Annotated in this window: 25 protein-coding genes and 1 pseudogene; 16 read left to right on the forward strand and 10 right to left on the reverse strand. The window is 72.2% G+C overall.

Translation table 11 applies throughout. The annotated features are described in order from the left end of the window. Position 1: 1 nt before the first annotated feature. From ASC77_RS24805 to ASC77_RS24835, 7 genes are read left to right on the forward strand one after another with little or no spacing between them, the layout of a single operon-like run. Positions 2-607, forward strand: coding sequence for a riboflavin synthase (locus ASC77_RS24805; RefSeq protein WP_056159594.1), 606 nt, complete (start codon positions 2-4; stop codon positions 605-607). Then, complete coding sequence (locus tag ASC77_RS24810) at positions 604-1,305, forward strand: nicotinamide mononucleotide transporter family protein (protein WP_056159597.1); 702 nt, start codon at positions 604-606, stop codon at positions 1,303-1,305. The genes ASC77_RS24805 and ASC77_RS24810 overlap by 4 nt, the downstream gene beginning before the upstream one ends. Next, entirely contained in the window at positions 1,302-2,564 is a 1,263-nt protein-coding gene (locus tag ASC77_RS24815; protein ID WP_056159600.1) for a bifunctional 3,4-dihydroxy-2-butanone-4-phosphate synthase/GTP cyclohydrolase II, read from the forward strand. The genes ASC77_RS24810 and ASC77_RS24815 overlap by 4 nt, the downstream gene beginning before the upstream one ends. Before the next feature lies 1 nt (position 2,565). Continuing rightward, positions 2,566-3,051 (forward strand): 6,7-dimethyl-8-ribityllumazine synthase, encoded by a 486-nt coding sequence (gene ribH / locus ASC77_RS24820; RefSeq protein ID WP_056159603.1) that lies wholly within the window; start codon positions 2,566-2,568, stop codon positions 3,049-3,051. A gap of 10 nt (positions 3,052-3,061) precedes the next feature. Further along, on the forward strand, positions 3,062-3,325 hold the full coding sequence (locus ASC77_RS24825) for a phosphoribosyl-ATP diphosphatase (protein WP_056159606.1): 264 nt from the start codon (positions 3,062-3,064) through the stop codon (positions 3,323-3,325). Between the two features lie 11 nt (positions 3,326-3,336). Then, a complete protein-coding gene (hisG, locus tag ASC77_RS24830; protein WP_056159609.1) occupies positions 3,337-4,182 on the forward strand; it encodes an ATP phosphoribosyltransferase in 846 nt (281 codons plus the stop codon). Positions 4,183-4,192: 10 nt separating this feature from the next. After that, complete coding sequence (locus tag ASC77_RS24835; protein ID WP_235547951.1) at positions 4,193-4,633, forward strand: PH domain-containing protein; 441 nt, start codon at positions 4,193-4,195, stop codon at positions 4,631-4,633. 3 nt (positions 4,634-4,636) lie between these two features. On the opposite strand, the gene ASC77_RS24840 is transcribed toward ASC77_RS24835, so the two are convergent. From ASC77_RS24840 to ASC77_RS24875, 8 genes are read right to left on the reverse strand one after another with little or no spacing between them, the layout of a single operon-like run. After that, complete coding sequence (locus tag ASC77_RS24840; RefSeq protein WP_056159615.1) at positions 4,637-5,272, reverse strand: hypothetical protein; 636 nt, start codon at positions 5,270-5,272, stop codon at positions 4,637-4,639. Positions 5,273-5,308: 36 nt separating this feature from the next. Continuing rightward, positions 5,309-5,854 carry a uridine kinase gene (locus ASC77_RS24845; RefSeq protein ID WP_056159618.1) on the reverse strand — a complete coding sequence of 182 codons (546 nt, stop codon included), beginning with the start codon at positions 5,852-5,854 and terminating at the stop codon, positions 5,309-5,311. After that, the gene (locus tag ASC77_RS24850) at positions 5,838-7,058 is read right to left on the reverse strand and encodes an amino acid deaminase/aldolase (protein WP_200945135.1); all 1,221 of its coding nucleotides are present in this window, start codon (positions 7,056-7,058) and stop codon (positions 5,838-5,840) included. The genes ASC77_RS24845 and ASC77_RS24850 overlap by 17 nt, the downstream gene beginning before the upstream one ends. Then, the gene (locus ASC77_RS24855; RefSeq protein ID WP_056159621.1) at positions 7,055-7,480 is read right to left on the reverse strand and encodes a hypothetical protein; all 426 of its coding nucleotides are present in this window, start codon (positions 7,478-7,480) and stop codon (positions 7,055-7,057) included. The genes ASC77_RS24850 and ASC77_RS24855 overlap by 4 nt, the downstream gene beginning before the upstream one ends. 35 nt (positions 7,481-7,515) lie before the next feature. Further along, positions 7,516-8,676, reverse strand: coding sequence for an LLM class flavin-dependent oxidoreductase (locus tag ASC77_RS24860; RefSeq protein WP_056159624.1), 1,161 nt, complete (start codon positions 8,674-8,676; stop codon positions 7,516-7,518). 1 nt (position 8,677) lies between these two features. Continuing rightward, on the reverse strand, positions 8,678-9,691 hold the full coding sequence (locus ASC77_RS24865; RefSeq protein WP_056159627.1) for an ABC transporter substrate-binding protein: 1,014 nt from the start codon (positions 9,689-9,691) through the stop codon (positions 8,678-8,680). Further along, the gene (locus tag ASC77_RS24870; RefSeq protein ID WP_056159630.1) at positions 9,688-10,482 is read right to left on the reverse strand and encodes an ABC transporter ATP-binding protein; all 795 of its coding nucleotides are present in this window, start codon (positions 10,480-10,482) and stop codon (positions 9,688-9,690) included. Before ASC77_RS24870 ends, ASC77_RS24865 begins: the two co-directional genes overlap by 4 nt. After that, a complete protein-coding gene (locus ASC77_RS24875) occupies positions 10,470-11,288 on the reverse strand; it encodes an ABC transporter permease (RefSeq protein WP_056159631.1) in 819 nt (272 codons plus the stop codon). Before ASC77_RS24875 ends, ASC77_RS24870 begins: the two co-directional genes overlap by 13 nt. Positions 11,289-11,418: 130 nt before the next feature. Here ASC77_RS24875 and ASC77_RS24880 point away from each other — a divergent pair, with 130 nt between their 5' ends. The 5 genes from ASC77_RS24880 to ASC77_RS24900 all read left to right on the forward strand — a co-directional run bounded on the left by ASC77_RS24880 (position 11,419) and on the right by ASC77_RS24900 (position 14,529). Further along, entirely contained in the window at positions 11,419-11,961 is a 543-nt protein-coding gene (locus tag ASC77_RS24880) for an SseB family protein (RefSeq protein ID WP_056159634.1), read from the forward strand. A 322-nt stretch (positions 11,962-12,283) separates the two neighbouring features. Further along, entirely contained in the window at positions 12,284-12,967 is a 684-nt protein-coding gene (gene infC / locus ASC77_RS24885) for a translation initiation factor IF-3 (RefSeq protein WP_235547968.1), read from the forward strand. 88 nt (positions 12,968-13,055) lie between these two features. Continuing rightward, positions 13,056-13,250 carry a 50S ribosomal protein L35 gene (rpmI, locus tag ASC77_RS24890; protein ID WP_056159641.1) on the forward strand — a complete coding sequence of 65 codons (195 nt, stop codon included), beginning with the start codon at positions 13,056-13,058 and terminating at the stop codon, positions 13,248-13,250. A 76-nt stretch (positions 13,251-13,326) separates the two neighbouring features. Next, a complete protein-coding gene (rplT, locus tag ASC77_RS24895) occupies positions 13,327-13,713 on the forward strand; it encodes a 50S ribosomal protein L20 (RefSeq protein ID WP_056159644.1) in 387 nt (128 codons plus the stop codon). Between the two features lie 45 nt (positions 13,714-13,758). Continuing rightward, positions 13,759-14,529 carry a TrmH family RNA methyltransferase gene (locus tag ASC77_RS24900; protein ID WP_235547954.1) on the forward strand — a complete coding sequence of 257 codons (771 nt, stop codon included), beginning with the start codon at positions 13,759-13,761 and terminating at the stop codon, positions 14,527-14,529. Here ASC77_RS24900 and ASC77_RS24905 read toward each other — a convergent pair. Beyond that, the gene (locus ASC77_RS24905) at positions 14,523-16,145 is read right to left on the reverse strand and encodes a hypothetical protein (protein ID WP_056159647.1); all 1,623 of its coding nucleotides are present in this window, start codon (positions 16,143-16,145) and stop codon (positions 14,523-14,525) included. The genes ASC77_RS24900 and ASC77_RS24905 overlap by 7 nt on opposite strands. A 123-nt stretch (positions 16,146-16,268) precedes the next feature. Between ASC77_RS24905 and ASC77_RS24910 the strand changes: the two genes are divergently transcribed. Beyond that, complete coding sequence (locus ASC77_RS24910) at positions 16,269-17,309, forward strand: sensor histidine kinase (protein WP_056159650.1); 1,041 nt, start codon at positions 16,269-16,271, stop codon at positions 17,307-17,309. Between the two features lie 126 nt (positions 17,310-17,435). On the opposite strand, the pseudogene ASC77_RS27920 reads toward ASC77_RS24910, so the two are convergent. Beyond that, a pseudogene (locus ASC77_RS27920) lies at positions 17,436-17,747 on the reverse strand (ion channel); the annotation flags it as partial. A gap of 66 nt (positions 17,748-17,813) precedes the next feature. Here ASC77_RS27920 and pheS point away from each other — a divergent pair. From pheS to ASC77_RS24925, 3 genes are read left to right on the forward strand one after another with little or no spacing between them, the layout of a single operon-like run. Then, positions 17,814-18,920: a phenylalanine--tRNA ligase subunit alpha gene (pheS, locus tag ASC77_RS24915; protein WP_056159652.1), complete on the forward strand. Its 1,107-nt coding sequence runs from the start codon at positions 17,814-17,816 to the stop codon at positions 18,918-18,920. Beyond that, positions 18,917-21,397: a phenylalanine--tRNA ligase subunit beta gene (pheT, locus tag ASC77_RS24920; RefSeq protein WP_056159654.1), complete on the forward strand. Its 2,481-nt coding sequence runs from the start codon at positions 18,917-18,919 to the stop codon at positions 21,395-21,397. The genes pheS and pheT overlap by 4 nt, the downstream gene beginning before the upstream one ends. Then, positions 21,381-24,365: an ATP-binding protein gene (locus ASC77_RS24925; protein ID WP_056159657.1), complete on the forward strand. Its 2,985-nt coding sequence runs from the start codon at positions 21,381-21,383 to the stop codon at positions 24,363-24,365. Before pheT ends, ASC77_RS24925 begins: the two co-directional genes overlap by 17 nt. Positions 24,366-24,422: the final 57 nt, after the last annotated feature.

Here is a 24,422-nt window from a genome sequence, read left to right on the forward strand (position 1 = left end):
CATGTTCACCGGAATCGTCGAGGAGCTCGGCACCGTCGCCGCGGTCGAGGACCAGGGCGACGCGATCCGCCTCAGCATCCGCGCCACCACCGTGCTCGAGGACGCCGGACTCGGCGACTCGATCTCCGTCAACGGCTGCTGCCTGACGATCACGACGTACGACGCGGAGACCTGGACCGCCGACGTCATGCAGGAGACGCTCGACAAGACCAGCCTGTACGGCGTACGCCCCGGCGACCGGGTCAACCTCGAGCGCGCGGTCACCGCCGACAAGCGCCTCGGCGGCCACATCGTGCAGGGCCACGTCGACGGCGTCGGCACCGTGGTGAGCCGCACCCCCAGCGAGCACTGGGAGGTCGTCGAGATCGCCATGCCCGGGGCCCTGAGCCGCTACCTCGTCGACAAGGGCTCGATCACCGTCGACGGCGTCAGCCTGACCGTCGTCGAGGCGGGCACCGACCGGTTCACGGTCAGCCTGATCCCCGAGACCCTGGCGCGCACCACGCTCGGCACCCGCCAGCCCGGCGACCGCGTCAACCTCGAGGTCGACGTGATCGCCAAGTACGTCGAGCGGCTGCTCCCGTACGCCGGGAAGGACGACGCATGAGCACCCTGTCCTCGTTCTACGACGCCCACCTGACCATCGCCGGTCACCCGATCACCTGGCGCGAGATCCTCGGCAACGCGTTCGGCTTCGCCTCCGCCGTCGGCGGGCTCCGGCGCCGGGTCTGGGCCTGGCCGGTCGGCATCGTCGGCAACGTCCTGCTCTTCACCGTCTTCATCGCCGCGACGTTCGACGCGCAGGCCCAGCAGCCGCTCTTCGGCCAGGCCGGCCGCCAGGTCTTCTTCATCATCACCAGCATTTACGGGTGGCACCGCTGGCAGCAGGCCAAGCAGGCCCACGGCGGTGGCGACGTCCCGGCCGTCGACCCGCGGTGGGCGACCGCGCGGGAGCGGGTCGCCTACCTGGTCGCGGCAGCCGCGGGCGTCCTCGTGTGCCAGTGGGTGTTCTCGGTCGTCGGCGCCGGCTGGCCGGCGCCGCGCTGGTACTACTGGTGCGACGCCTGGATCTTCGTCGGCTCGATGCTGGCGACGTACGCGATGGCGCGCGGCTGGAACGACTTCTGGCTCGCCTGGATCGCGGTCGACCTGGTCGGCGTACCGCTGCTGTGGCACTCGGGCTACTACCCCTCCGCGATCCTCTACGTCTTCTACGGCGGCCTCTGCGTCGCCGGCTTCATCACCTGGCTGCGCGCCAGCACGACCGCACCCGGTCAGGAACTCCGAGAGAAGGTCCCCGCATGACCGAGCACCAGCACGAGAACGTCCGGCTCGACAGCATCGAGCGAGCCATCGCCGATATCGCCGCCGGCAGGGCCGTGATCGTCGTCGACGACGAGACCCGCGAGAACGAGGGCGACATCATCTTCGCCGCCAGCAAGGCGACGCCGGACCTGATGGCGTTCACGATCCGGCACAGCAGCGGCGTCATCTGCGTCCCGATGCCGGCCGACATGCTCGACCGGCTCGAGATCCCGCTGATGACACCGCACAACAAGGACAAGCTGCGCACGGCGTACACGATCTCCGTCGACGCGCGCGACGGCGTCAGCACCGGCATCTCCGCTGCCGACCGCGCCCACACGGCCCGCGTCCTCGCCGACTCGGCGACCGAGCCGTGGGAGATCACCCGCCCCGGGCACGTCTTCCCGCTGCGCTACCGCGAGGGTGGCGTGCTCGTCCGCCGCGGCCACACCGAGGCCGCCGTCGACCTGGCCACGCTCGCCGGCCTCACGCCGGCCGGCGTCCTGGTCGAGGTCGTCAATGACGACGGCACCATGAAGCGGGCGCCCGAGCTGCGCGAGTTCGCCGACGAGCACGGCCTGGCGATGATCTCGATCGACGACCTGGTCCGCTACCGGCGCCGCCACGAGAACCTCGTGGAGCGGGTCGCCGAGACCCGGCTGCCCACGCGCCACGGCGACTTCACGGCGTACGGCTACCGGATCACGGTGGACGACTCCGAGCACATCGCCCTCGTGTACGGCGACGTGTCGGGCGACGCCCCGGTGCTGACCCGGGTCCACTCCGAGTGCCTGACCGGCGACGTCTTCGGCAGCAGCCGCTGCGACTGCGGCCCGCAGCTCGACGAGGCGCTGGAGCGCATCGTCGCGGAGGGTCGCGGCGTGGTCGTCTACCTGCGGGGGCACGAGGGCCGGGGGATCGGCCTGGTCGCCAAGCTGCAGGCCTACCAGCTCCAGGACGGCGGCCGCGACACCGTGGACGCCAACCTCGACCTCGGCCTGCCGGCCGACGCGCGCCACTACGGCACCGCCACCCAGGTGCTGCGCGACCTCGGGGTGACCAACGTCCGGCTGATGACCAACAACCCGGACAAGGTCGAGAACCTCGAGGACTTCGGCGTCCACGTCGCCGAGCGGGTGGCGCTCACGCCGCACCCCAACGACCACAACCTCGCCTACCTGCTGACCAAGCGTGACCGGATGGGCCACGACCTCCCCAACCTCGCTGCCGAGGCAGCCGACCTCGCGAACGGAGCCTGACATGTCCGGAGACGGAGCACCCGACCAGGAGGTCTTCGACGCCAGTGGCCTCAAGGTCGCCATCGTCGCTGCCAGCTGGCACACCCAGGTGATGGACGGGCTGCTCGGCGGCGCCGAGCGCGCGCTCGCCGAGTACGGCGTCACGCAGCACCGCACCGTCCGGGTCCCCGGCACCTTCGAGCTGCCCGTGGTCGCCGGCGCGCTCGCGGCGCAGGGGTACGGCGCGGTCGTCGCCCTCGGCGTCGTGATCCGCGGCGGCACGCCGCACTTCGAGTACGTCTGCAGCGCCGCGACCGACGGGCTCGTCCGGGTCGCCCTCGACCACACGGTGGCCGTCGGCTTCGGCGTGCTCACCTGCGACAACGACCAGCAGGCCTTCGAGCGGGCGGGCCTGCCTCACTCGCGCGAGGACAAGGGCTACGAGGCGACGTCGGCCGCGCTGCTCACCGCCCGGACCCTGGCGTCGGTGAGGACCAGCACGCCGTAGGGTTGAGGCCGTGAAGACGTTCGACGAGCTCTGGACCGAGCTGAGCGAGAAGGCCCGGTCCCGCCCTGAGGGATCCGGCACCGTGCGCGAGCTCGACGCCGGGGTCCATTTCATCGGCAAGAAGCTGGTCGAGGAGGCCGCCGAGTCCTGGATGGCCGCGGAGCACGAGGGTCGCGAGCGGGCAGCCGAGGAGATCAGCCAGCTGCTCTACCACGCCCAGGTGCTCATGCTCGCGACCGGCATCGAGCTCGACGACGTCTACGCCCACCTCTGAAAGAACCTGCCATGTCCCTGAGAATCGCGGTCCCCAACAAGGGCTCGCTCTCGCAGTCGGCCACCGACATCCTGCGCGAGGCCGGCTACCGGCAGCGCGAGGACTCCAAGCAGCTGACCCTGATCGACACCGACAACGGCGTCGAGTTCTTCTACCTGCGCCCGCGCGACATCGCGCTGTACGTCGGCGAGGGCACCCTCGACGTCGGCATCACCGGCCGCGACCTGCTGCGCGACTCGGGTGCCAAGGCCGACGAGGTCACCGGGCTCGGCTTCGGCCGAAGCCGCTTCCGCTTCGCCGGGCCGCTGGGCGTCTTCTCCGACCTGAGCCAGCTGGCCGGCGCCCGGATCGCCACGTCGTACGTCGGGGTGGTGCGGTCGTTCCTCGAGGAGCACGGCATCGAGGCGACCGTCGTACGCCTCGACGGCGCCGTCGAGACCAGCATCAAGCTGGGCGTCGCCGACGTGATCGCCGACGTGGTCGAGACCGGCAGCACCCTGCGCCAGGCCGGCCTGGAGGTCTTCGGGGCGACGATCCTCGAGTCCGAGGCCGTGCTGGTGACCCGCGGCGGCTCCGTGCCGTCCGGCTTCGAGGTCTTCAAGCGTCGCATCGAGGGCGTCCTGGTCGCCCGCAGCTACGTGATGATGGACTACGACATCGAGGAGGCCCGGGTCAGCGCCGCCGTCGCCCTGACCCCGGGCATCGAGGGTCCGACCATCGCGCCGCTCCATCGCGAGGGCTGGGTCGCGGTCCGCGCCATGGTCCCGCGCGACGGCTCCCAGCGGCTGATGGACGAGCTCTACGACATCGGTGCCCGCGGCATCCTGCTCACCGACATCCATGCCTGCCGGCTCTGAGCCGCGCCGGGTGCCGAGCCTGCCCCACACCTGGCGCCCCTTCGGCGTCCGGATGGCCGGCACGGTCCTCGGCGCCGGCCTGCTGGTGGTCTGCGCGCTGACCTGGATCGGGTTCGACGAGGAGACCCAGGCCCGGTTCACCTGGTTCCAGCGCGGCACCGTGCTCGCGCTCGGCCTGCTCGCCTTCACGCTGTGGTTCGCGCTGGTCCGCTCGCGGGTCGTCGCCGAGGAGCGTCGCCTCGTGGTCGTCAACGGCTACCGCCGGCGCGAGTTCGAGTGGGCCCAGCTCGTCGCGGTGCACCTGCCGCCCGGCGCGCCGTGGGCCACCATCGACCTCGCCGACGGCACCACGGTGGCAGCCATGGGCATCCAGGGCTCCGACGGCGACCGCGCCAAGCAGGCGGTCCGCCAGCTCCGGGCGCTGGTCGACCAGCAGACCGCGGCGGGCTAGGCGTCAGCCGCGCCCCAGGCCGAGCGCCGTGAGCACGTCGGCGCCGCCGTCGAGCACGCCGGGCACCGTCCCGTCACCCTCGCCCTCGCCGGGCGGCGTGGCCGCCGGGTCGTCGGTCAGGCGGACCTCCCGGCAGCCGTAGTCGTCCACGACCACGCCCACGAGCCCGTCGTCGCCGGGGTAGACGACCATCCAGCGCGGCCCGAGGTCGGCGGTGCACACCCGACTGCCGTCCGCGAAGGGCACCACCTGCTGCAGCGCGTCGTCGAGGGCCGAGAGCTCCGGCGCCGCCACCGCGGCCGCGCGGCCGTGCAGCACCCAGGCGAGCTCGGTCCCGCCGCCCTGCGTCTGGGCGGAGTCGACGGGGTCGTAGCGACACGTCCAGGCCCGCTCGGGCGCCGGCAGCGTCGGTTGCTCCTGGGCGTCTTCCTGGGCGCCGAAGCCGTGTCCGTCGGGGTCGTCGCCCCGGGCCAGCTTCGGCGGGCACACGGTCGCGGGATCGACGGTGGGTGCCGCCGACGCCGTCGAACGCCCGGAGTCGGCCGCCGGATCCTTGGCGTCGGAGGACGAGCCACCGCAACCGGCGAGCACCGCCGTGAGCGTGGCGACGACGAACGGGACCGGGACCGTGGGTCTCATGGCACTGGGACGATGCCAGACCGGGGACGGTTCCCTCTAGGTCCGGACGACCAGGTCGACCCGGTCCCGGGTCCCGTGCCGGTCGAAGTGCGCCTGCTCGCCGACCGCCCACGCCTCCCAGTACGGCGCGAACGCGTCGCCGTCCCGTGCCAGACCGCGCGCCATGCGCACGTCGTGCGCCGCCTCGACCCAGACCAGCACCGTCACCAGGTCGGCGACGCCGAGGGAGCCGGACCCGACCCCCTCGAGCACGACCAGGGGTGCGGGTGCGACCGTCACCGTCTCGGCGTACGCCCCCGCGACCCAGTCGTAGCGCCGGTAGGTGCCGGGTCGACCGCCCCCGAGCGGCCGCAGCAGCCCGTCGAGCTGGGCGTCCACCCGGGGCAACCCGTCCCAGCCCTCGAAGAGGTCGTCCATGTGCACGAGTGCGGCGGACGGCTCGAGCCGGACGATCTCGCCGGCGAGGGTCGTCTTGCCGGAGCCGGACGGACCGTCGACACAGATCAGGCGGCCCGCCCCGAGGCTCGCCGGGCGGGATCGGGCGAGCTCGACGACCGCGGCAGCCTCAGAAGGCGAGCCCATGCCCGCGATAGCTGGGCACCGTGTCGACGAACTCGCTGCCCTGCAGCAGGTGCACCGTCAGCGAGTGCTCGAACGGCTCGCCCGACTTGGCCGGCCGGAACCACACCAGGTCGCCGATCTCCAGGAGGTCCGCGGGCTGTCCGGTGATCGGGGTCTGCACCTCGCCGGCGCCCTCGAGCCCCGTGAGCTCCAGCCCGGCCGGCGCCCACGGCGTCGGGAGCCGGTCCACGCCCGCCGGCCCGGAGGCGACGATGCCCCCACCGTGCACCGTGACCATCCCCGGCGCGGGGCGCCGTACGACGGGGAGGCCGAGGTACGACGCGGCTCGCGGCTCGAAGGAGCGGTAGTGGTCGAAGAGGGTCGGCACCAGCAGCCCTGATCCTGCGGCGATCTCGGTGACGACCGGGTCGGCCGCGGTGGCCTGCACCGAGCCCGAGCCGCCGGCGTTCCAGAACTCGAGGTCCGTGAGCTGCCGGAGCTCGTGGTCGATCTCCTTGCGGCGTACGGCGAGCTGCGACATCGACAGGGTCTTGAGCCGTCGGATGATCGCGGACCGCGCCTTCGCGGTGGGGACCGTGTCCTGGAGGCCGGCGACCTGGCCCTCGTAGGTCATCGCCCCGACGAGCCGGAAGCCGTCGCGGCCGGTGATCTCCCGCGCCAGCTCGACGACGTCCGCCGTGTCCTGGAGAGGCGAGCGCTTCGGGCCGACGTGCTGCCCGGCGAGCCGGAGGCCGGCATCGACGTCGACGCAGACCCGCACCGGCGTCGTGGGGGAGACCCGGACGCTGTCGATCACGTCGAGGTGCGGGGTGCTGTCGACCATCAGGGTGATCGCCGCGGCCGCCTCCGGCGAGGCGACCAGCTCGGAGAGCGCGCCGCGGTCGACGGTCGGGTAGGCGACGACGATGTCGTCGCAGATGCCCTGGGCGTGCAGCCACAGCGCCTCGCGGAGCGTGAACGCGAGCACGCCGTGGAACCCGTCGTGGGCGAGCGCGCGCTCCACCAGGGCGGGGATCCGCAGCGACTTGGAGGCCACCCGGATCGGCAGGTCGTTCGCGCGGCGGACCAGGTCGTCGGCGTTCGCGTCGAACGCGTCGAGGTCGACGACGAAGACGGGCGTCGGGAGCGGGACGCCGAGCTTCGCGACGGCGTCGCCGAGCCGGGTCCACAGCTGGTTGCGCGCTGCAGGGGAGGACGCGCTCACTTGATGCCTCGCTTGCGCAGCAGCGCCTCGATGTCGGCCATGTCGTCATCCTCGGCCAACGCGGGGCGTCCCTTGGCACCGGGTCCGGCACTCGGAAGCGGCTTCGACTTCTCCGCGGGACCGACCTCGCGTGCCCGCAGCCGTCCGGACACGCCGATGAGCACCACCGACACCCCCGCCAGGACGATGCCCAGCCACACGACCGGGCTCCACACCAGGTGGCCGGCCCAGTCGCTGATCTCGCCGGCGATCCCGGTGAACATCTGCAGCGTCTTCGTCAGGTACGCCGCGAGCGGGAGCAGCGTGAAGCCGAGCGCGCGTGTCCCGGAGGCGAGACCCCGGTTGCGGAAGGCGAACCAGGTCCAGATGCCGCCGGCCACGGTCAGGCTCAGGGTGAGTGCCGCCCAGGCTGCGTCGTCCACGCTCCCAGCGTCCCACACGGCAGGTGAGCGGCGGCTCAGGCGAGCGCGGCCACCTTGGCGTGCGCCGGCACGCCGCCGAGCAGTCCTCGACGCCGCAGCAGCGGCGTCACGCCCTCGGCGAAGCGGTAGGCCTCCTCGACGTGCGGGTAGCCGGACAGCACGAACTCGTCGATCCCGAGGCGGTGGTACTCCTCGAGCCGGTCCGCGACCTCCTCGTGGCTGCCGACCAGGGCCGTGCCGGCACCGCCCCGGACCAGGCCGACGCCGCTCCACAGGTTCGGGCTGACCTCGAGCTCGCGCGCCGAGGAGTACGACGTCCGCGACCGCAGCCCGAGCATCCGGCGCTGACCGGTCGACTCGCTCTGCTGCAGCGCCTCCTGCGCCTTGGCGACGGTCGCCGGGTCGAGCCCGTCGAGCAGCCACTGGGCGTGCGCCCACGCCTCCTCGGAGGTGTCGCGCGACAGGGTGTGGATGCGCAGCCCGAAGCGGAGGGTCCGACCCTGCTCGGCCGCGAGGCCGCGCACCCACTCCAGCTTCTCCGCGACCTGCTCGGTCGGCTCGCCCCAGGTGAGGTAGACGTCGGCGTGCCGTGCCGCCACGGGTCCGGCGGGCCCGGACGAGCCGCCGAAGTAGATCGGCGGCACCGGGTCGATGCCACCGCTGACCTGGGCTCCCTCGGCGTCGAAGAACCGGCCGTGGAAGTCGAAGGGCGCCTGGGTCCAGGTCCCCCGGACGACCGACAGGAACTCGTCGGTGCGTGCGTAGCGCTCCTCCTTCGAGGCGGTGTCGCCGAAGCGTGCCTGCTCGCGCGGCTCGCCGCCGGTGACGACGTTGAGCATCAGCCGGCCGCCGGACAGCCGCTGGTACGCCGCGGCCATCTGCGCGGCCAGCACCGGGTTGATGACCCCGGGCCGGAACGCGACGAGGAACTTCAGGCGCGAGGTCTCGCGGAGCAGCGCGGCCGTGGTCAGCCAGGCGTCCTCGCAGAACGTGCCGGTCGGCGTGAGCACGCCCTCGAAGCCGGCCTGCTCGGCCGTACGGGCGACCTGGGCCAGGTAGTCGATCGTGGGCGGCCGGAAGTCGCCCTCGACGGTGTCCGCCAGACCGGTGATCCCTCCGGGCACACCCTGGCCGGCGCCGACCAGCGACCGGCTGTCGCCGGAGGTGGGCAGGAACCAGTGCAGCTTGACGGTCATGTCACTCCTTGCCGGTGGTCGCGTCGTTGAAGTCGTCGATGAAGTACGGCGCGACGTCGAACTTGCCCGGGAGCAGGTCGTTGTCGGCGAACGAGTCGGCCATCTCCTGCTCGGAGTCGATGACGGTCTGGTCGATCGGGACGACCTGGACCTGCCGCTTCTTCACGGCGGCCAGGGTGATCGAGTCGGACAGCCCGGTCTCCTCCGCCCACACCTTCGCCCAGTCCTCCTGGTGGGTCTGCGACCAGACCTGCGCCTTCGCGATGCGCGACAGGTAGTCCGAGAGGGCCTCCTTGGTCGCCGGGTCGTCGAGCGCGACGTCCGAGGCGACCTGGAAGGTGTAGCCGTTGGCGAGCTTGCTGCCGTCGGCGATCACCTTCGCGTCGGCCTCCTGCTCGGCCTGCGAGGTGAACGGCTCCCAGATCGCCCAGGCGTCCAGGTGGCCGGCCGAGAAGGCGGCGAGCGCGTCTCCGGGCTGGAGGTTCTTGATCGTCACGTCGGAGTACTTCAGCCCCGCGTCCTGCAGCTGGGCCAGCAGGTTGTAGTTGGCCGAGCTGCCCTCGGCGACGCCGACGGTCTTGCCCTTGAGCTCCGAGACGTCCTTGATGGGGGAGTCGCCGGGCACGACGATCGCGTCGCCCGCGCCGCCGTACGTCGCTCCCTGGACGACCTTGATCTCGCTCTTGCCGGCGGCCGCGAAGAGCGGCGGGGTGTTGCCGACGCCACCGACGTGGATGGCGCCGGCGTTCAGGGCCTCGAGGAGCGGCGGACCGGAGGTGAACTCCTTCCACTCGATCTTGTAGTCGACGTCGTCGAGCTCGCCGGCGGCCTGGAGCAGCGCCTTCGAGCCGCCCTTCTGGTCGCCGACGATCAGGGTCACCTTCGACAGGTCGACGGAGCCGTCGTCCTTGACGGCGCCCTCGTTGCCGGTCGCGTCGCCGCCGCAGCCGGCGAAGGCCAGGGCGGAAGCGAGGACGGCACCGAGAACGGTGATCTTGGTACGGCGGCGGTTCATGCTGCTCCTTCGTTGTGCAGTGGCGTGCGATTCGGGTTGGCAGAGGTGGGCTGCACGCCCAGGGCGGCGAGCATCTCGGCCCGGATCCGGGCGATCTCGGGCTTCGACGGCGCGCGGTTGTCGCGACGCGGCTCGATCGACCACTCGCGGGCGATCCGCCCGCCGTCCATGACCAGCACCCGGTCGGCGAGCGCGATCGCCTCGTCGACGTCGTGGGTGACGATCAGGATGGCCATCGAGTGCCGGCGCCAGAGGTCGATGACCAGCTGGTGCATGTCGATCCGGGTGAGCGCGTCGAGGGCGCTGAACGGCTCGTCGAGCAGCATCAGCGCGGGGTTGCTCACCAGCGCGCGGGCCAGCGAGACGCGCTGGGCCTGCCCGCCCGACAGCTGCAGCGGCCAGGCCTCCAGCTTGTCGCCGAGGCCGACCTCGGCGAGCGTCTTCTCGGCCAGCTCGAAGCGCTGCTTGCGCTCCGGCCCGTTGAGGAGCGCGAGCGCGACGTTGTCGCGGACCGTGCGCCAGGGGAGCAGCCGCGGCTCCTGGAAGGCCACCGATGTACGACCGGAGACCTCGACCTCGCCCGCCGGGGTGGGGTCGAGGTGGGACAGGCTGCGCAGCAGCGTCGACTTGCCGCAGCCGCTGCGGCCGAGCAGGGCGACGAACTCACCCGGTGCGATGTCGAGGTCGATCGAGTGCAGCACGTGGGTGTCGCCGAAGGAGCGGTCGTGCCCACGGACCCGGACCACGGTCTCCGACGTCTGGCTGGTGGGGGGTGCGGTCAGGCTCGCCATGCGAGGGCCTTCCTCTCGAGGTAGCGGACCAGCGCGTCGGTGCAGAGACCGAGCACGGCGTAGACGGCGAGACCGACGACGATGATGTCGGTCTGGTTGAACTCGCGGGCCTGGTTGATCATGGCGCCGAGGCCGGTGTCGGCCCCGATGGTCTCCGCGACGATCACCGACAGCCACGCGATGCCGAGGCTCTGCCGCAGGCCCACGAGCGTCTGCGGAAGGGCGCCGGGGAGCACCACGTGGCGGACCTGCTGACGGCGGGTCAGGTGCATGGAGCGCGCCGCCTCGAGGACCTTGCGGTCGATCCCGCGGATGCCACCCAGGGTGTTCAGGTAGAGGGGGAAGCACGCACCCAGGCCGATCAGGGTCACCTTCGGCAGCTCGCCGAGGCCGAACCAGGTGATGAAGAGCGAGATCAGGCCGAGGTGCGGCAGCGTGCGCAGCATCTGCATCGGCGGGTCGATGGCGTCGTCGCCGATCCGGTTGAGGCCGGCGACCACGGCCAGCAGGACGCCGATCGAGCCGCCGATGACCAGCCCGAGGACGACCCGCTGGAGCGAGATCAGGGTCTCGCTGCCCAGGGTGCCGTCCTGGATCAGCTCGATCGCACGCGACGCGATCTGCGCCGGCGAGGCCATCTTGCGCGGATCGATCACGCCCGCGGAGCTCAGGGCCTGCCAGACGGCGATGATCACGATCGGGGAGACCCAGCGGCGCAGGAACGCGAACCGGGAGGCACGGGACCGTCTCGCTCGAGGTCGTGGGGGAGCGGTGGTCGGGTCGCCGACCAGGGCTGTGGTGGACATGGGGCTCATGTCTAGACCGCTTTCCCTCACTAAATCAAGTGAAACACTCGACTTTGAATCGTGCGACGAGTCACACCGCTGCGTCGCCGGTCGATTCGGCCCGGGTCCGTCGCCCGAGGACAATGGCTGCGTGCTCGAACCCGACCCGACCCACTCCCGTGTGATCCCCGATCCCGGGTTCCCGGGCGACGACGGGTCGGCGGCGCCCGAGCTCGCCGCGGCCCTGGCCGCCTGGCAGGACGACAGCACGGCGTACGCCGAGGCCCTCGGTGCCCTCCAGCGCTCCCGCGTCGTGGTCCCGGTCGTCGCGGTGCTCGGCGAGGTCGAGCACGACGACGCCGGCCTGGCCCGCGAGAAGGACAGCGACATGGCGACCGTCCTCGTGCAGGGCGCCGACGGCCGCCTCGCGCTGCTCGCCTTCACCGGCACCGCCGCGCTCGCCACGTGGAGCCGCGAGGCCCGACCGGTCCCCGTGACGGCTCAGGTCGCGGCGCGCTCCGCGCTGCAGGACGGCGCCGCTGCGCTCGTCGTGGACCTGGCCGGACCGGTGCGGTTCGTCGTCGAGGGCGACGACCTGCGCGGTCTCGCCGAGGGGTGGACGTTGGCCCGGGTCCCCGGGGGCGTCGCCTGGATTCGGCCCGAGCGGGAATCTTCGGCTAGCATCTTGCGTTGACCGATCAGTTCCGACCCGACCGTCCGCGGTGGAGCCGGAGCAGATCTCACAAGCGGAGCCAGCAGCATCGTCTCCCACCCGCATCGACCGCCCCAGCAATGGGTCAGCTCCACAGGTCGTCGGGTCCGGTCCCGAAGGCTTGGCCTGCGGCGTGGACGTGTTCCCCACCGTGAGCCTGATGGTCTTCGACGGCACTCCCATGGCGTGGGAGGCGCCGCGACTGGCTTCCGCTTGCACAAGCGGAAGCCTTTGTTGATTTCGGACCTCCTCGGGGGGCCGGTGCCGGCGAGGACTTCCGGTCACATGGCCACCAGGAGGACACATCAGCACCGAGCTGCGCATCAACGACAGGATCCGGGTTCCCGAGGTCCGACTCGTTGGACCCAACGGGGAGACGGTCGGCATCGTGCCGACCGACCAGGCCCTGAAGCTCGCCCAGGAGGCGGACCTCGACCTCGTCGAGATCGCCCCGCAGGGCAAGCCGCCAGTCTGCAAGCTCATGGACTACGGCAAGTTCAAGTACGAGAACGCCCAGAAGGCTCGCGAGGCCCGTCGCAACCAGACGAACGTGATCATCAAGGAGATGAAGCTTCGTCCGAAGATCGACGCGCACGACTACGAGACCAAGAAGGGTCACGTCGTGCGGTTCCTGCGCGCCGGCGACAAGGTCAAGATCACGATCATGTTCCGCGGTCGCGAGCAGCACCGGCCCGAGCTGGGCTTCCGGCTGCTGCAGAAGCTGGCCGAGGACGTGACGGAGCTGGGCTTCGTCGAGTCGGCGCCCAAGCAGGACGGCCGCAACATGATCATGGTGCTCGGCCCGCACAAGAAGAAGGCCGACGCCAAGGTCGAGATGAAGGCGGAGAAGGAGTCGCGCGCCGCCGAGCGCGCGGCCCACGAGGCGGAGGAGCGCGCCGAGCGCGACGCCGCCCACGCCGCCGGGCCGGTCGCCCAGAAGAAGGAGCGCGGGCGCTCCGAGAACCTCGATCCCGAGATCGAGGCCTGATACCTCGGCGGTCCCCAGGGCCGCCGGAACCACGCGGGTGGTCGCGCCAGCCGCGAGCACGCCAGCAGGACGAGAAGAGAGAGCAGAGATGCCGAAGAACAAGACGCACTCCGGTGCGAGCAAGCGCTTCCGGGTGACCGGGACCGGCAAGATCCTTCGCGAGAAGGCCGGCAAGCGTCACAACCTCGAGAAGAAGCCCTCGAAGGTCACCCGCCGCATGACGGGCACCGTCGAGGTCGCCAAGGCCGACGTCCCGCGCGCGAAGAAGATGCTCGGTCTCTGACCGACCCCGTCCTCACGGTGGTCGAGCACGTCGAGACCCCCGCACCGAACAAGTTTTCAGCAACAAGGAGTAAATCGTGGCACGCGTCAAGCGGGCGGTAAACGCCCAGAAGAAGCGCCGGGTCGTCCTCGAGCGGGCAAGCGGCTACCGCGGCCAGCGCTCGCGCCTGTACCGCAAGGCCAAGGAGCAGGTCACCCACTCGCTGGTCTACAGCTACAACGACCGGCGCAAGAACAAGGGCAACTTCCGCAAGCTGTGGATCCAGCGGATCAACGCTGCGGCCCGCGCCCAGGGGATGACGTACAACCGCTTCATCCAGGGCCTGAACCTGGCCGGCATCGAGGTGGACCGCAAGATCCTGGCCGACCTCGCCGTCAACGACGTCGCCGCGTTCAACACGCTGGTGGAGGCCGCCAAGGCCGCTCTGCCCGAGGACGTCAACGCGCCCAAGGTCTCCGCGTAACCGGTGGTTGAGGAAGGCGCGCAGCGCCTGTCTCGAAACCCCTTGGTGGCGGGCAACGCCCGCCTCAAGGAGATCCGGAAGCTCAGCCGCCGCTCGGAACGCTCCGAGCGGCGGCTCTTCCTTGCCGACGGCCCGAAGGCCGTCGAGGGCGCCCTGGGCGTCCCTGGCTGCGTCGTCGAGGTGTTCGCCACCGAGGCAGCCACCCAGCAGTACGCCGACCTCGCGTCGGCCGCACCGCAGTGGACCCTCGTCGAGGACCGCGCGCTCGCGTCGCTCAGCGACAGCGTGAGCCCGGCCGGCGTGGTCGCGCTGTGTCGCTTCCTCGACCGCCCCGTCGAGCACGCGCTCGACGACGCCCGCCTCGTCGCGCTCTGCGCCGACGTACGCGATCCCGGCAACGCGGGCACCGTGATCCGCTGCGCCGATGCCGCGGGCGCCGGCGCCGTGGTCTTCGCCGGCCACTCGGTCGACGCCTACAACCCGAAGACGGTCCGGGCCAGCGTGGGCAGCCTCTTCCACCTGCCGGTCGCGATCGAACCGGACCCGGCTGCCGCCGTCCGCGCGGCGCACGCCGCCGGTCTCCAGGTGCTCGCTGCCGACGGTGGCGGCGAGGTCGACCTCGACCACGCCGACGACCTCTTGACGAGGCCGACCGCCTGGCTCTTCGGCAACGAGGCGTGGGGGCTGCCGGCCGAGCTCGCCGAGCTCGCGGACCACCGGGTCCGGATCCCGATCCACGGCCGCGCGGAGAGCCTGAACCTGTCGACCGCCGCGGCGCTGTGCCTCTACGCCAGCGCCCGAGCCCACCGTCAGTAGCGCTCCGGCGTGCGGACCACGCGCCAGCCCTCGGGTCCGCCCCGTCGGACGGTGAGGCTGACGCCGCGCGTGCCGCCCACGAGGTTGAAGAGCGTCGGCCGGAGGTCGTTCTCGTCGTAGACCCGCTGGCACCGTCCGCGGGACGGCATCGCGATGGTGTCGACGGTGTGCCAGCCGGTGCCGGTCGACAGCTGGACCCGGCTTGGCCACCGTGCGTGCGGCCCACCGTGCAGGCGGAGCAGGCGGTTGGCCGCGACCGGGAAGACGAGGTCGCACCGGCCCTCAGCCGTGACCGGCACTGTCGTGATCCCGGTCGGGGACACGATCCGCGTGGCGTGCCGGCCGGGAGCGGCGACCAGCGAGGCGGAGGCGTTGACGGCGTACGGACGGGGCCCGATCGGCGCCGCCGTCCAGGTCGTCCCGTCCGCGCTGAGCAGCAGGGTGCGGCCGTGGGGCAGACGGTCGTAGTTGCGGTCGTACGGCGGATAGGTCCCGTCGGGACGCGCGTGGGCGTAGCAGTGCAGCTCGAGCACGTAGACCTGAGAGGTCGCGTCGCCAGTGGAGTCACCGCCGGTGCAGCCGGGGAAGCCGTGGTCGTAGACGGTGCTCCGGCTCGACCAGGTGCGGGTGACGTCGTCGTAGGTCTGCACCATGAGCCGCTGCCGGTCCGGGCTGCCGATCGACAGCAGCGGCTTGCCGGCCACGTCGAGATAGGTCGGGTAGATCACCTTCCGGGGCGACCCACGGTCCACGACCAGACCGGCCCCGTCGACGGGTCGCGCTGCGGTCAGCCGCCACAGCGATGCGGTGTCGGGGCGTGAGACCACGTACGTCGTCGCGCGGCTGCTGCCGTCGCCGCGGACCGTGAGGTCGTCCACCGTCGTCAGGGACCCCTCGGTGCACCCGGGCGCGACGCCGTCGACGAGCTGGACCTGCTCCGGCCCGGTCAGCGGGCGGGCATGCACGCCGAGGCGGCACTTCCCGGACCTGGCCTCGGCTCCCATCACGCTGACGGTGCCCGAGTCCTCCGCGACGATCGTCTCCGCACCGCCGTCGCCGTGAAAGCCGGTGCCGATGAGCCTGCTGAAGCCGCTGCCCGCCCGCCAGCGGACGAAGCCGTCTCCACCACCCGCCGGCCAGGCAGCGGTCCGGCCGTCCGGGCTGATGGCGGGAGCCTGGTAGGCCTCGCCCGGCAGCTCGTGGCGCGACCACGAGACGAGGTCGCGGCTGACGAGTGCTCGGGTGTGCACGGGCGCCTCGTCCTCGTAATAGGGGCGGTCGCACTCGAGGGTGAGAGCGATCCCGCCGGGGGAGACCGCGCCGTCGATCTCGCCGCAGGTGACCCGCCCCTTCCCGGCGAACAGCACCGAGGGGGTGTCCCACGACGTGGCACCGGCCCGCCGGTGCTGGATCTTGACCACGGACGGGTTGGGCATGCCGACGGCGACCGAGCCGAGTCCGGGCGCGGTGAACACCTGGGCCGCGACGTAGCCGTAGGACGCCGGCCGGCTGCCACCTCGCGGTGCCGCGGAGTCAGCTGTCAGCGCCTGCGCGCCGGCGATCCCGGCGAGGACCATCGACAGGGCTGCGACGGGGATCAGGTGGCGGGTGCGCACGGGAGCCCTCCCAGGGTCCGAGATGGTGGGACGAGGGCCAGCCTCGCACGACGTACGACGGCCGCCCGGCGCCGCGAGTTGCCGGTGCCCCTGATCGTGACCGGCTCGTGACACCCTGTGCCTGTGTCCGCTCTCGAGGCAAGCGCCCAGCAGGTCGTCGACTCGCTGGCCGACGGCGTGGTGCTCGCAGACGCTGCCGGTGTCGTCACCGCCGTCAACCGCGTGGCAGTGGGCTGGCTCGGCGTCGACCGCGTCACGGCCGTAGGGCGCCCGCTGGCCGAGGTGCTCGCGCTCCAGGACCACGAGGGCCAGGACTGGTGCTCCGTCAACTGCCCGTACGACGGGCTGCCGACCCGTACCGCAGTCCCCGAGCAGGCGTGGCTGCTGCCCGACGGCACCGAGGTCCTCGTCGTGGCCCGCATCCACCGACCCGCGCTCGACCAGCCCGTCGCCGCGGTCGCCGTCAGCCTGCGGTCCGGTCGGGGCCGGGCCCGACTGGACCGGGAGCGGTCCGACCTGGTGGCCACCGTCGCCCACGAGCTGCGCTCGCCGCTGACCGGGGTCAAGGGCTTCGTGCAGGCCCTGCTCAACCGCTGGGACAAGCTCAGCGACGACCAGAAGAAGCTGATGCTGACGACGGTCAGCGTCGACTCCGACCGCCTCAGCCGGCTGATCGCCGAGCTCCTCGACGTGGCCCGCATCGACACCGGCCGCCTGCAGCTCTACCCCCGACCGTCCGACTCCGGCGTGCTGGTCCGACGGGTCGTGGAGTCCGTCGCGGCCGGCACGAGCCGACCGATCGAGCTCGAGGTCGCCGACGCCCTGCCCGAGATCACCGTCGACCCCGACAAGTTCACCCAGGTCGTCACCAACCTCGTGGAGAACGCCGTACGCCACGGCTCCGGCGCCGTCCGGGTGAGCGTGTCGGACGAGGAGGCCGGGGTCCGGGTGCGGGTCGAGGACGAGGGCGAGGGGATCTCACCCGAGATGCGACGGCGGGTCTTCACCAAGTTCTGGACGGGTGGCGGTCGCGGCGGCTCCGGGCTCGGGCTCTACCTCGTCAACGGTCTGGTCAAGGCCCACGGCGGCGCCGTCGTGATCGGCGACGCCGACGGTGGGGGAGCCCGGATCGACGTCGTGCTCCCGGCCACCGCTCCGGACTGACGGCAGTCGCTCCTCCAGAGCCTCGACTCGCCGAGAGATCTCGTCGAGGCGGGTGAGGATCTCGTGCTCGAGCTGGCTGCTCAGCAGCTCGGCCGGCTCGGCGTCACGGCGGATGAAGAGCGCTGCCAGCGTCGCGCTGAGCAGCGAGAGCAGCAGGAACCCCACCACGACGAGGACCGCCGACACGACCGTGGCGGCGTCCGACGCCGGCGGTCCGTACACGTAGCCGACGGTCGTCATGAGGCACAGCGCCCACCACAGACCACCCCAGAAGCTGCCGACCGTGTCGGACTCGAAGGCCGCCGCGGCGCCGGCTCCACCGAGCAGGCAGACCAGCGCGACGATGACGGCGGGCAGCGCGATGGTTCGCTCCAGACGCGGTGACTTCACGTCCCGATCATCGACCCGCGCGCCAACACGCGGAACCGGTTCGCGCACCAGCCACGCACCTTCCTAGACTTGCCCAGTTGCACGCCCCGCTGCACGCACGCTCGAGAGGCAGACATGTCGGGACCGAACACCGATTACGACCCCGTGGAGGTCACCCCGTTGAAGCCCGAAGAGGTCGAGGCATCGCGGGACGCCGCCCTGGCGGCGATCGCTGCGGCGACCGACCTGGCCGAGCTGAAGCAGGCGCGGATCGACCACACGGGCGACCGGTCCCCGCTCGCGCTCGCCAACCGCGAGATCGGTGCCCTCCCGCCCCAGGCGCGCAAGGAGGCCGGCCAGCGCATCGGCCAGGCCCGCGGGGCCGTCAACCAGGCGCTGGCCGCCCGTCAGGCCGTGCTCGAGGCCGAGCACGAGGAGCGGATGCTGGTCGAGGAGACCGTCGACGTCACGCTGCCGACCGACCGGGTGCCCACCGGTGCCCGGCACCCGCTCACCACCGGCGCCGAGCTGATCGCCGACATCTTCGTCGCGATGGGCTGGGAGGTCGCCGAGGGCCCGGTCATCGAGGCCGAGTGGCTGAACTTCGACGCGCTCAACCTCGGCCCCGACCACCCGGCGCGCACCATGCAGGACACGTTCTGGACCGAGCCGGCCGACAACCACCTCGTGCTGCGCACGCACACCTCGCCCGTGCAGGCGCGCACCATGCTCACCCGCACGCCCCCGATCTACGTCGTCTGCCCCGGTCGCGTCTTCCGCACCGACGAGTACGACGCCACCCACAGCCCGGTCTTCCACCAGGTCGAGGGCCTGGCGATCGACGAGGGCATCACGATGGCCCACCTCAAGGGCACGCTCGACCACTTCGCCGCCTCGATGTTCGGCGAGGGCATCAACACGCGGTTCCGGCCGTCGTACTTCCCCTTCACCGAGCCGAGCGCCGAGGTCGACCTGGTCTGCTTCGTCTGCCGCGGTGCGGGCGTCCTCGACGGCGCGCCCTGCCGGACGTGTCGCGGCGAGGGCTGGATCGAGTGGGGCGGCTGCGGTGTCGTGAACCCGCGCGTGCTCGCCGCGTGCGGCGTCGACGCCGAGCGCTACACCGGCTTCGCCTTCGGCATGGGCATCGACCGCACGCTGATGTTCCGCCACGGCCTCGAGGACCTGCGTGAGCTCTTCGAGGGCGACATCCGCTTCACCACGGCATTCGGGAGTGATCTGTGAAGGCCCCTGTCTCCTGGATCCGGGAGTACGTCGACCTGCCGGACGACGCCACCACCGAGGACCTGACCGCGCGGCTGACTGCCCTCGGGCTCAAGCTCGAGGCGATCGAGAAGCCGGGTGACCAGATCACCGGTCCGCTCGTCGTCGGCAAGGTGCTCACGATGGAGCCCGAGCCGCAGAAGAACGGCAAGACGATCAACTGGTGCACCGTCGACGTCGGCGCCGCCAACGGCACCGGCGAGCCCCAGGGCATCGTCTGCGGCGCGCACAACTTCAAGCCCGGCGACCTGGTCGTCGTGATCCTGCCGGGCGGCATCCTCCCGGGGAACTTCGAGATCTCCGCGCGGAAGACCTACGGGCACCTGTCCGCGGGGATGATCTGCTCCGCCCGCGAGCTCGGCCTCGGGGAGGACCACGACGGCATCATCGTGCTCCCGGCTGACGCCGGAGTCCCCGGGGACAGCGCGTTCCCGGTGCTCGGTCTCGACGACGAGGTCATCGAGTTCGAGATCAACCCCGACCGCGCCTACGCGCTGTCGCTCCGCGGTGTCGCCCGCGAGGCCGCGCTGGCGTACGACGCGCCGTACCGCGACCCGGCGGAGCGCTCGGTCCCCGAGCCCAACGGCGCCGGCTACCCGGTCGAGATCGACGACCCCGTCGGCTGCCCGGTGTTCGTGGCCCGCAAGGTCACGGGCTTCGACCCGGCCGCGCCGTCCCCGGACTGGATGGTGCGCCGGCTGACCCAGGCCGGGATGCGCCCGATCTCGCTCGCCGTCGACGTCACCAACTACGTGATGCTCGAGATCGGCCGCCCGATCCACGGCTACGACGCCGACAAGCTCAGCGGCCCGATCCGGGTCCGCCGAGCCGCCGCCGGCGAGCGGCTCACCACGCTCGACGGCACCGACCGCGTGCTGTCGCCCGAGGACCTGGTCGTCACCGACGACTCCGGGATCATCGGCCTCGGCGGCGTCATGGGCGGCGAGACCACCGAGATGTCCGCGACCACGACCGCCGTCCTCGTCGAGGCCGCCCACTGGGACGCGACCTCGATGTTCCGCACCGGCCGGCGGCACCGGCTCACGTCGGAGGCCGGCAAGCGCAACGAGCGTGGCGTCGACCCGGTCGTCACCCAGGCGGCCGCCGACCGCGTCGTCGAGCTGCTCACGACGTACGGCGGCGGCACGGCCGACCCCGGCGTCACGGTCGTCGGCATCCCGCCGCAGCAGGCGCCGATCGAGATGGCCTACGACCTGCCCGAGCGGGTCACCGGCATGCCGATCGACGCGGCGACCACGGTCGCCAACCTCGAGGCCGTCGGCTGCGAGCTCGACAAGCACGACACCACCGTGGTCGCGACGCCGCCGCCGTGGCGCCCCGACCTCAACGACCCCTTCGACCTCGTGGAGGAGGTCGCCCGGATCGTCGGCTACGACCAGGTTCCCTCGGTGCTGCCGCGCGAGGCCGCCGGGCGTGGCCTGACCCGCGAGCAGCGGCTGCGCCGCCGGGTCGGCCGGACGCTGGCCGGCGCGGGCTGCGTGGAGGTCATCAGCTTCCCGTTCGTCGGCGATGCGGCGTTCGACGCCCTCGGCCTCCCCGCGGACGACGTGCTGCGCACGACGGTCCGGCTGGCCAACCCGCTCTCGAGCGAGGAGCCGTCGTACACGACCACGCTGCTCCCGGGCCTGCTCAAGGCAGCTGCCCGCAACATCGGGCGTGGCGCGAGCGGGGTGTCGCTCTTCGAGACCGGTACCGTCGCGTTCCCCGTCGACCGCGGGCCGGCGCCGATCTACGGCGTCGACTGGCGTCCCACCGACGCCGAGCTCGCCAAGCTGCTCGAGGCGATCCCGGAGCAGCCGCTGCACCTCGCCGTCGTGCTCTCCGGCGAGCGCGAGCGGGCCGGCTGGTGGGGAGACGGCCGGGAGGCGGGCTGGTCCGACGCGATCGGCATCGTGCGTCGCCTCGGCACCGAGCTGGGCGTCGACATCGAGGTCGTGTCGGCCGCGCGCGCCCCGTGGCACCCCGGCCGCTGCGCCCGGGTGCTGGTCGACGGAGCCGAGCTCGGGCACGCCGGCGAGCTGCACCCCAAGGTCTGCCAGGCGTTCGGGTTGCCGCCGCGCAGCGCTGCGGTGGAGATCGACCTCGACCTGCTGATGCGGCGGGCCCGCGACGTGACCCCGGGACCCGAGTTCTCGACGTACCCGCTCGCGAAGGAGGACGTCGCGCTGGTGGTCGACGCGTCCGTCACGACGGCGGCCGTCGAGTCCGCGCTCCGCGAAGGTGCCGGCGACCTGCTCGAGTCGATCCGGCTCTTCGACCTCTTCACGGGCGAGCAGGTGGGCGAGGGGCGCAAGTCGCTCGCCTTCGCTCTCCGGTTCCGGGCTGCCGACCGCACCCTGACGGAGGAGGAGACGGCAGCCGCGCGCGACGCGGCCGTCGCGCTCGCCGCCGAGCGGACCGGTGCCGTCCAGCGCTGACGGACCGCACGCCCCTCGGCTCACGGTCCTCGACGACGTCACCTGGCGCGGCGAACCGGTCCCGGGGGAGCGCACCCACGCCCTGCTCCGGAGCCTGGTGGACGCCGGGCCGCGTGGCCTGTCGGAGACGGCGCTGGTCGAGGAGGTCTGGGGCGACGACGTCCCGGCCAACCCGACGAAGGCCCTCCAGGTGGTCGTGTCCCGCGCCCGGTCGGCGACCAGCGCGGACGCGATCGAGCGGACGACGCGCGGCTACCGACTGACCCTCGCCGCCGCCGACGTCGACGCGTGGGCCCTGCGTCCCGAGGGCCTGCGGCTCGCCGCCGCCGGCGACTACGTCGCAGCGCTGCCGCTGCTGGAGCGTGCGGCCTCCGACGACGACGTCGTCGCCGCGCTGCTGCGCTCGGTGGCAGGCGTGCACGGCGTGCCGGCCGCGCTGGACCGCTACGAGTCCTACCGCGTCGAGCTGTCCGACCGGTTGGGCATCGATCCCAGCCCCGACCTCCAGGCGCTGTACGCCGAGCTCCTCACCCGCGACCGGCCCGTGCGCGAGGGCCTGCTCTACGAGGCGTCCCGACTGATCGGCCGCGACGACGACGTCGCCGCGCTCGCGCAGACGATCCGCACCTCGCGGGTGACCTCGATCGTCGGTCCCGGCGGCCTCGGCAAGACGCGGCTCGCCCACCTGATGGGCCGCTTGGCCGAGCAGGGGGTCGTCTACTTCGTCGAGCTGGCCGGCGTGACGTCGCCCGACGGCGTCGCGGTCGAGGTCGGCGACGTGCTCGGCGTCCGTGAGTCCGTCGCGGGCAAGCTGACCTCCGCTGCGGCCCGTCGCACCGACCTGGTGAGCCGGATCGTCGACCAGGTCGGGGGCGCGCCGGCGCTGCTGATCCTCGACAACTGCGAGCACCTGGTGGAGGCGGTCGCCGACCTCGTCTCCGTCCTGGTGCAGCGCACGCCCTCGCTGCGGGTGCTGACGACGACCCGCGCGCCGCTCGGCATCGCGGCCGAGCGGGTCTACCAGCTGCCGCAGCTGAGCGACGCCGACGCCGTGGAGCTGTTCCGCGAGCGCGCGACGGCCGCCCGGCCCGGCGTACGTCTGGATGAGGAGGAGGTCCGCTCACTCGTGGGCCGCCTCGACGGCCTACCGCTCGCCGTCGAGCTCGCCGCCGCGAAGGTCCGGGTGATGTCGGTGGCCGAGATCGAGCGCCGCATCGGCGACCGGTTCTCGCTGCTGCGCGGGGGCTCGCGCGACGCGCCGGAGCGGCACCAGACCCTGCTGGCCGTCATCGACTGGAGCTGGAACCTCCTGCGCGACGAGGAGCGGGTCGCGCTGCGCCGGCTCTCCATCTTCCGCGATGGGTTCTCGCTCGGCGGGGCCGAGGCGGTCGTCGGCGGAGATGCGCTCGGCGCCCTCGCCAACCTGGTCGACCAGTCGCTGGTCACGGTCGTCGAAGGTGCCGGGGAGCTGCGCTACCGGCTGCTGGAGACCGTCCGCGAGTTCGGTCAGATGCAGCTGGTGGGAGCCGGTGACGACGGTGAGACCGTCCAGCGGCTCCGGGACTGGGGGGTCGACTTCGCGCTCCGGTCCTCGGCGACCCTCTTCGGGTCGCGCCAGGTCGACACCATGACCGCGATCCGCGTCGAGGAGGGCAACCTCGTCGACCTGCTCCGCCGCTGCCTGCGCATCCCGGACGCCGACGCCGTGGTCGCCCTGATGGCCTGCCTCTCCGACTTCTGGACCATCGAGGGCAGCCACCTCAAGGTGGTCAACATCGCCCCGGAGATCGAGGACGTCGTGGCGGACGCCGCGGTCTCTCCCGAGCTCGAGGACGCCCTCCGGGCGACGCTCGTGGCGCTCGCCTTCAACTCCATGATCTTCTCCGACTCGGTGGCGGGCCGCGCCTTCGACCGCCTCGAGCAGCTGGGCGCCGGCGACCGCAGCACGCGCAGCGAGGTCTCGGCGACGGTCCTCCTGGCGGCGCGCGCGACCGTCGGCGACGGTCACTTCGGCGCCGTCGAGGCGATGTGCGACGACGACGATCGTCGAGTCGCCCAGTTCGCGATGCAGTGGTGCAGCCAGTTCTACGAGAACCAGGGCGAGATCCGGACAGCCCAGGAGCGCGGTCTCCAGGCACTGGCGCTCACCGACGAGGCCGACGGGCCGTGGAGCGCCGCCCTGGTCCGGGCCCAGCTCGCCGGGCTCACGATGCAGGTCGGCGAGATGGCGGACGCGATGGGCTACGCGCGCGACGCGATCCCGGTCCTCGACGACCTCGGCGCTGACGAGGACGTCGCGCAGCTCAAGGCCGTGCTGGCGATGGGGGCCTTGGAGGACGGTCGCATCGAGGAGGCAGAGCGGATCTTCGACGAGATCGAGGCCTCCGACGGCGCCACGGGCATCTTCGGGGCCGCCATCATCCTGCTGTGCGGCCGACCCGAGCTCGATCTCGCCGCCGGCCGCGTCGAGCGCGGTCTCCAGGGCTACCGCGACGCGGCGGTGACGCTCTCGTCGCGGAGCTTCCCCGGTCTCGAGACGATGCTCGGCTTCGAGCCCTGGACGCTGTACGCCGAGGCCGCGGCGATCGCCGCCCACGTCCACCACGGGCACCGCGAGGAGGTCGAGGGCCTGCACCGCGACCTGCTCGAGAAGTCGCCCAAGATCCTGGACGGGGCGATCGGCTTCCTGGACTTCCCGGTGTTCGGGTCGATCCTCTTCGCCCTCGCCCTCTGGGAGCTGTCCGACGAGCCGGAACCTGCGCGCGCCGAGCGCGCCGTACGCCTGCTCGTGTACGCCGACCGCTTCGGCTACAACCGGCAGCTGCCGAGCCTGGCGTGGGCTCCCGGACTGGCCATGGCCGAGGCCGCGCTGCCCGGTGGTGAGGCGCGCTTCCGCGCGAGCATCGAGGGCCGGAACGCACCCGAGCTCCGCCCGGAGGTCGGGGACCTCCTGGCGGAGCTCGGGTAGCGCCAGACTCGACGCCGACTCCCGGCTCACCGGATCTCGACGCGCTCGCGCGGGTTC

The organism is Nocardioides sp. Root1257 (assembly GCF_001425175.1).
GTDB lineage: Bacteria > Actinomycetota > Actinomycetes > Propionibacteriales > Nocardioidaceae > Nocardioides.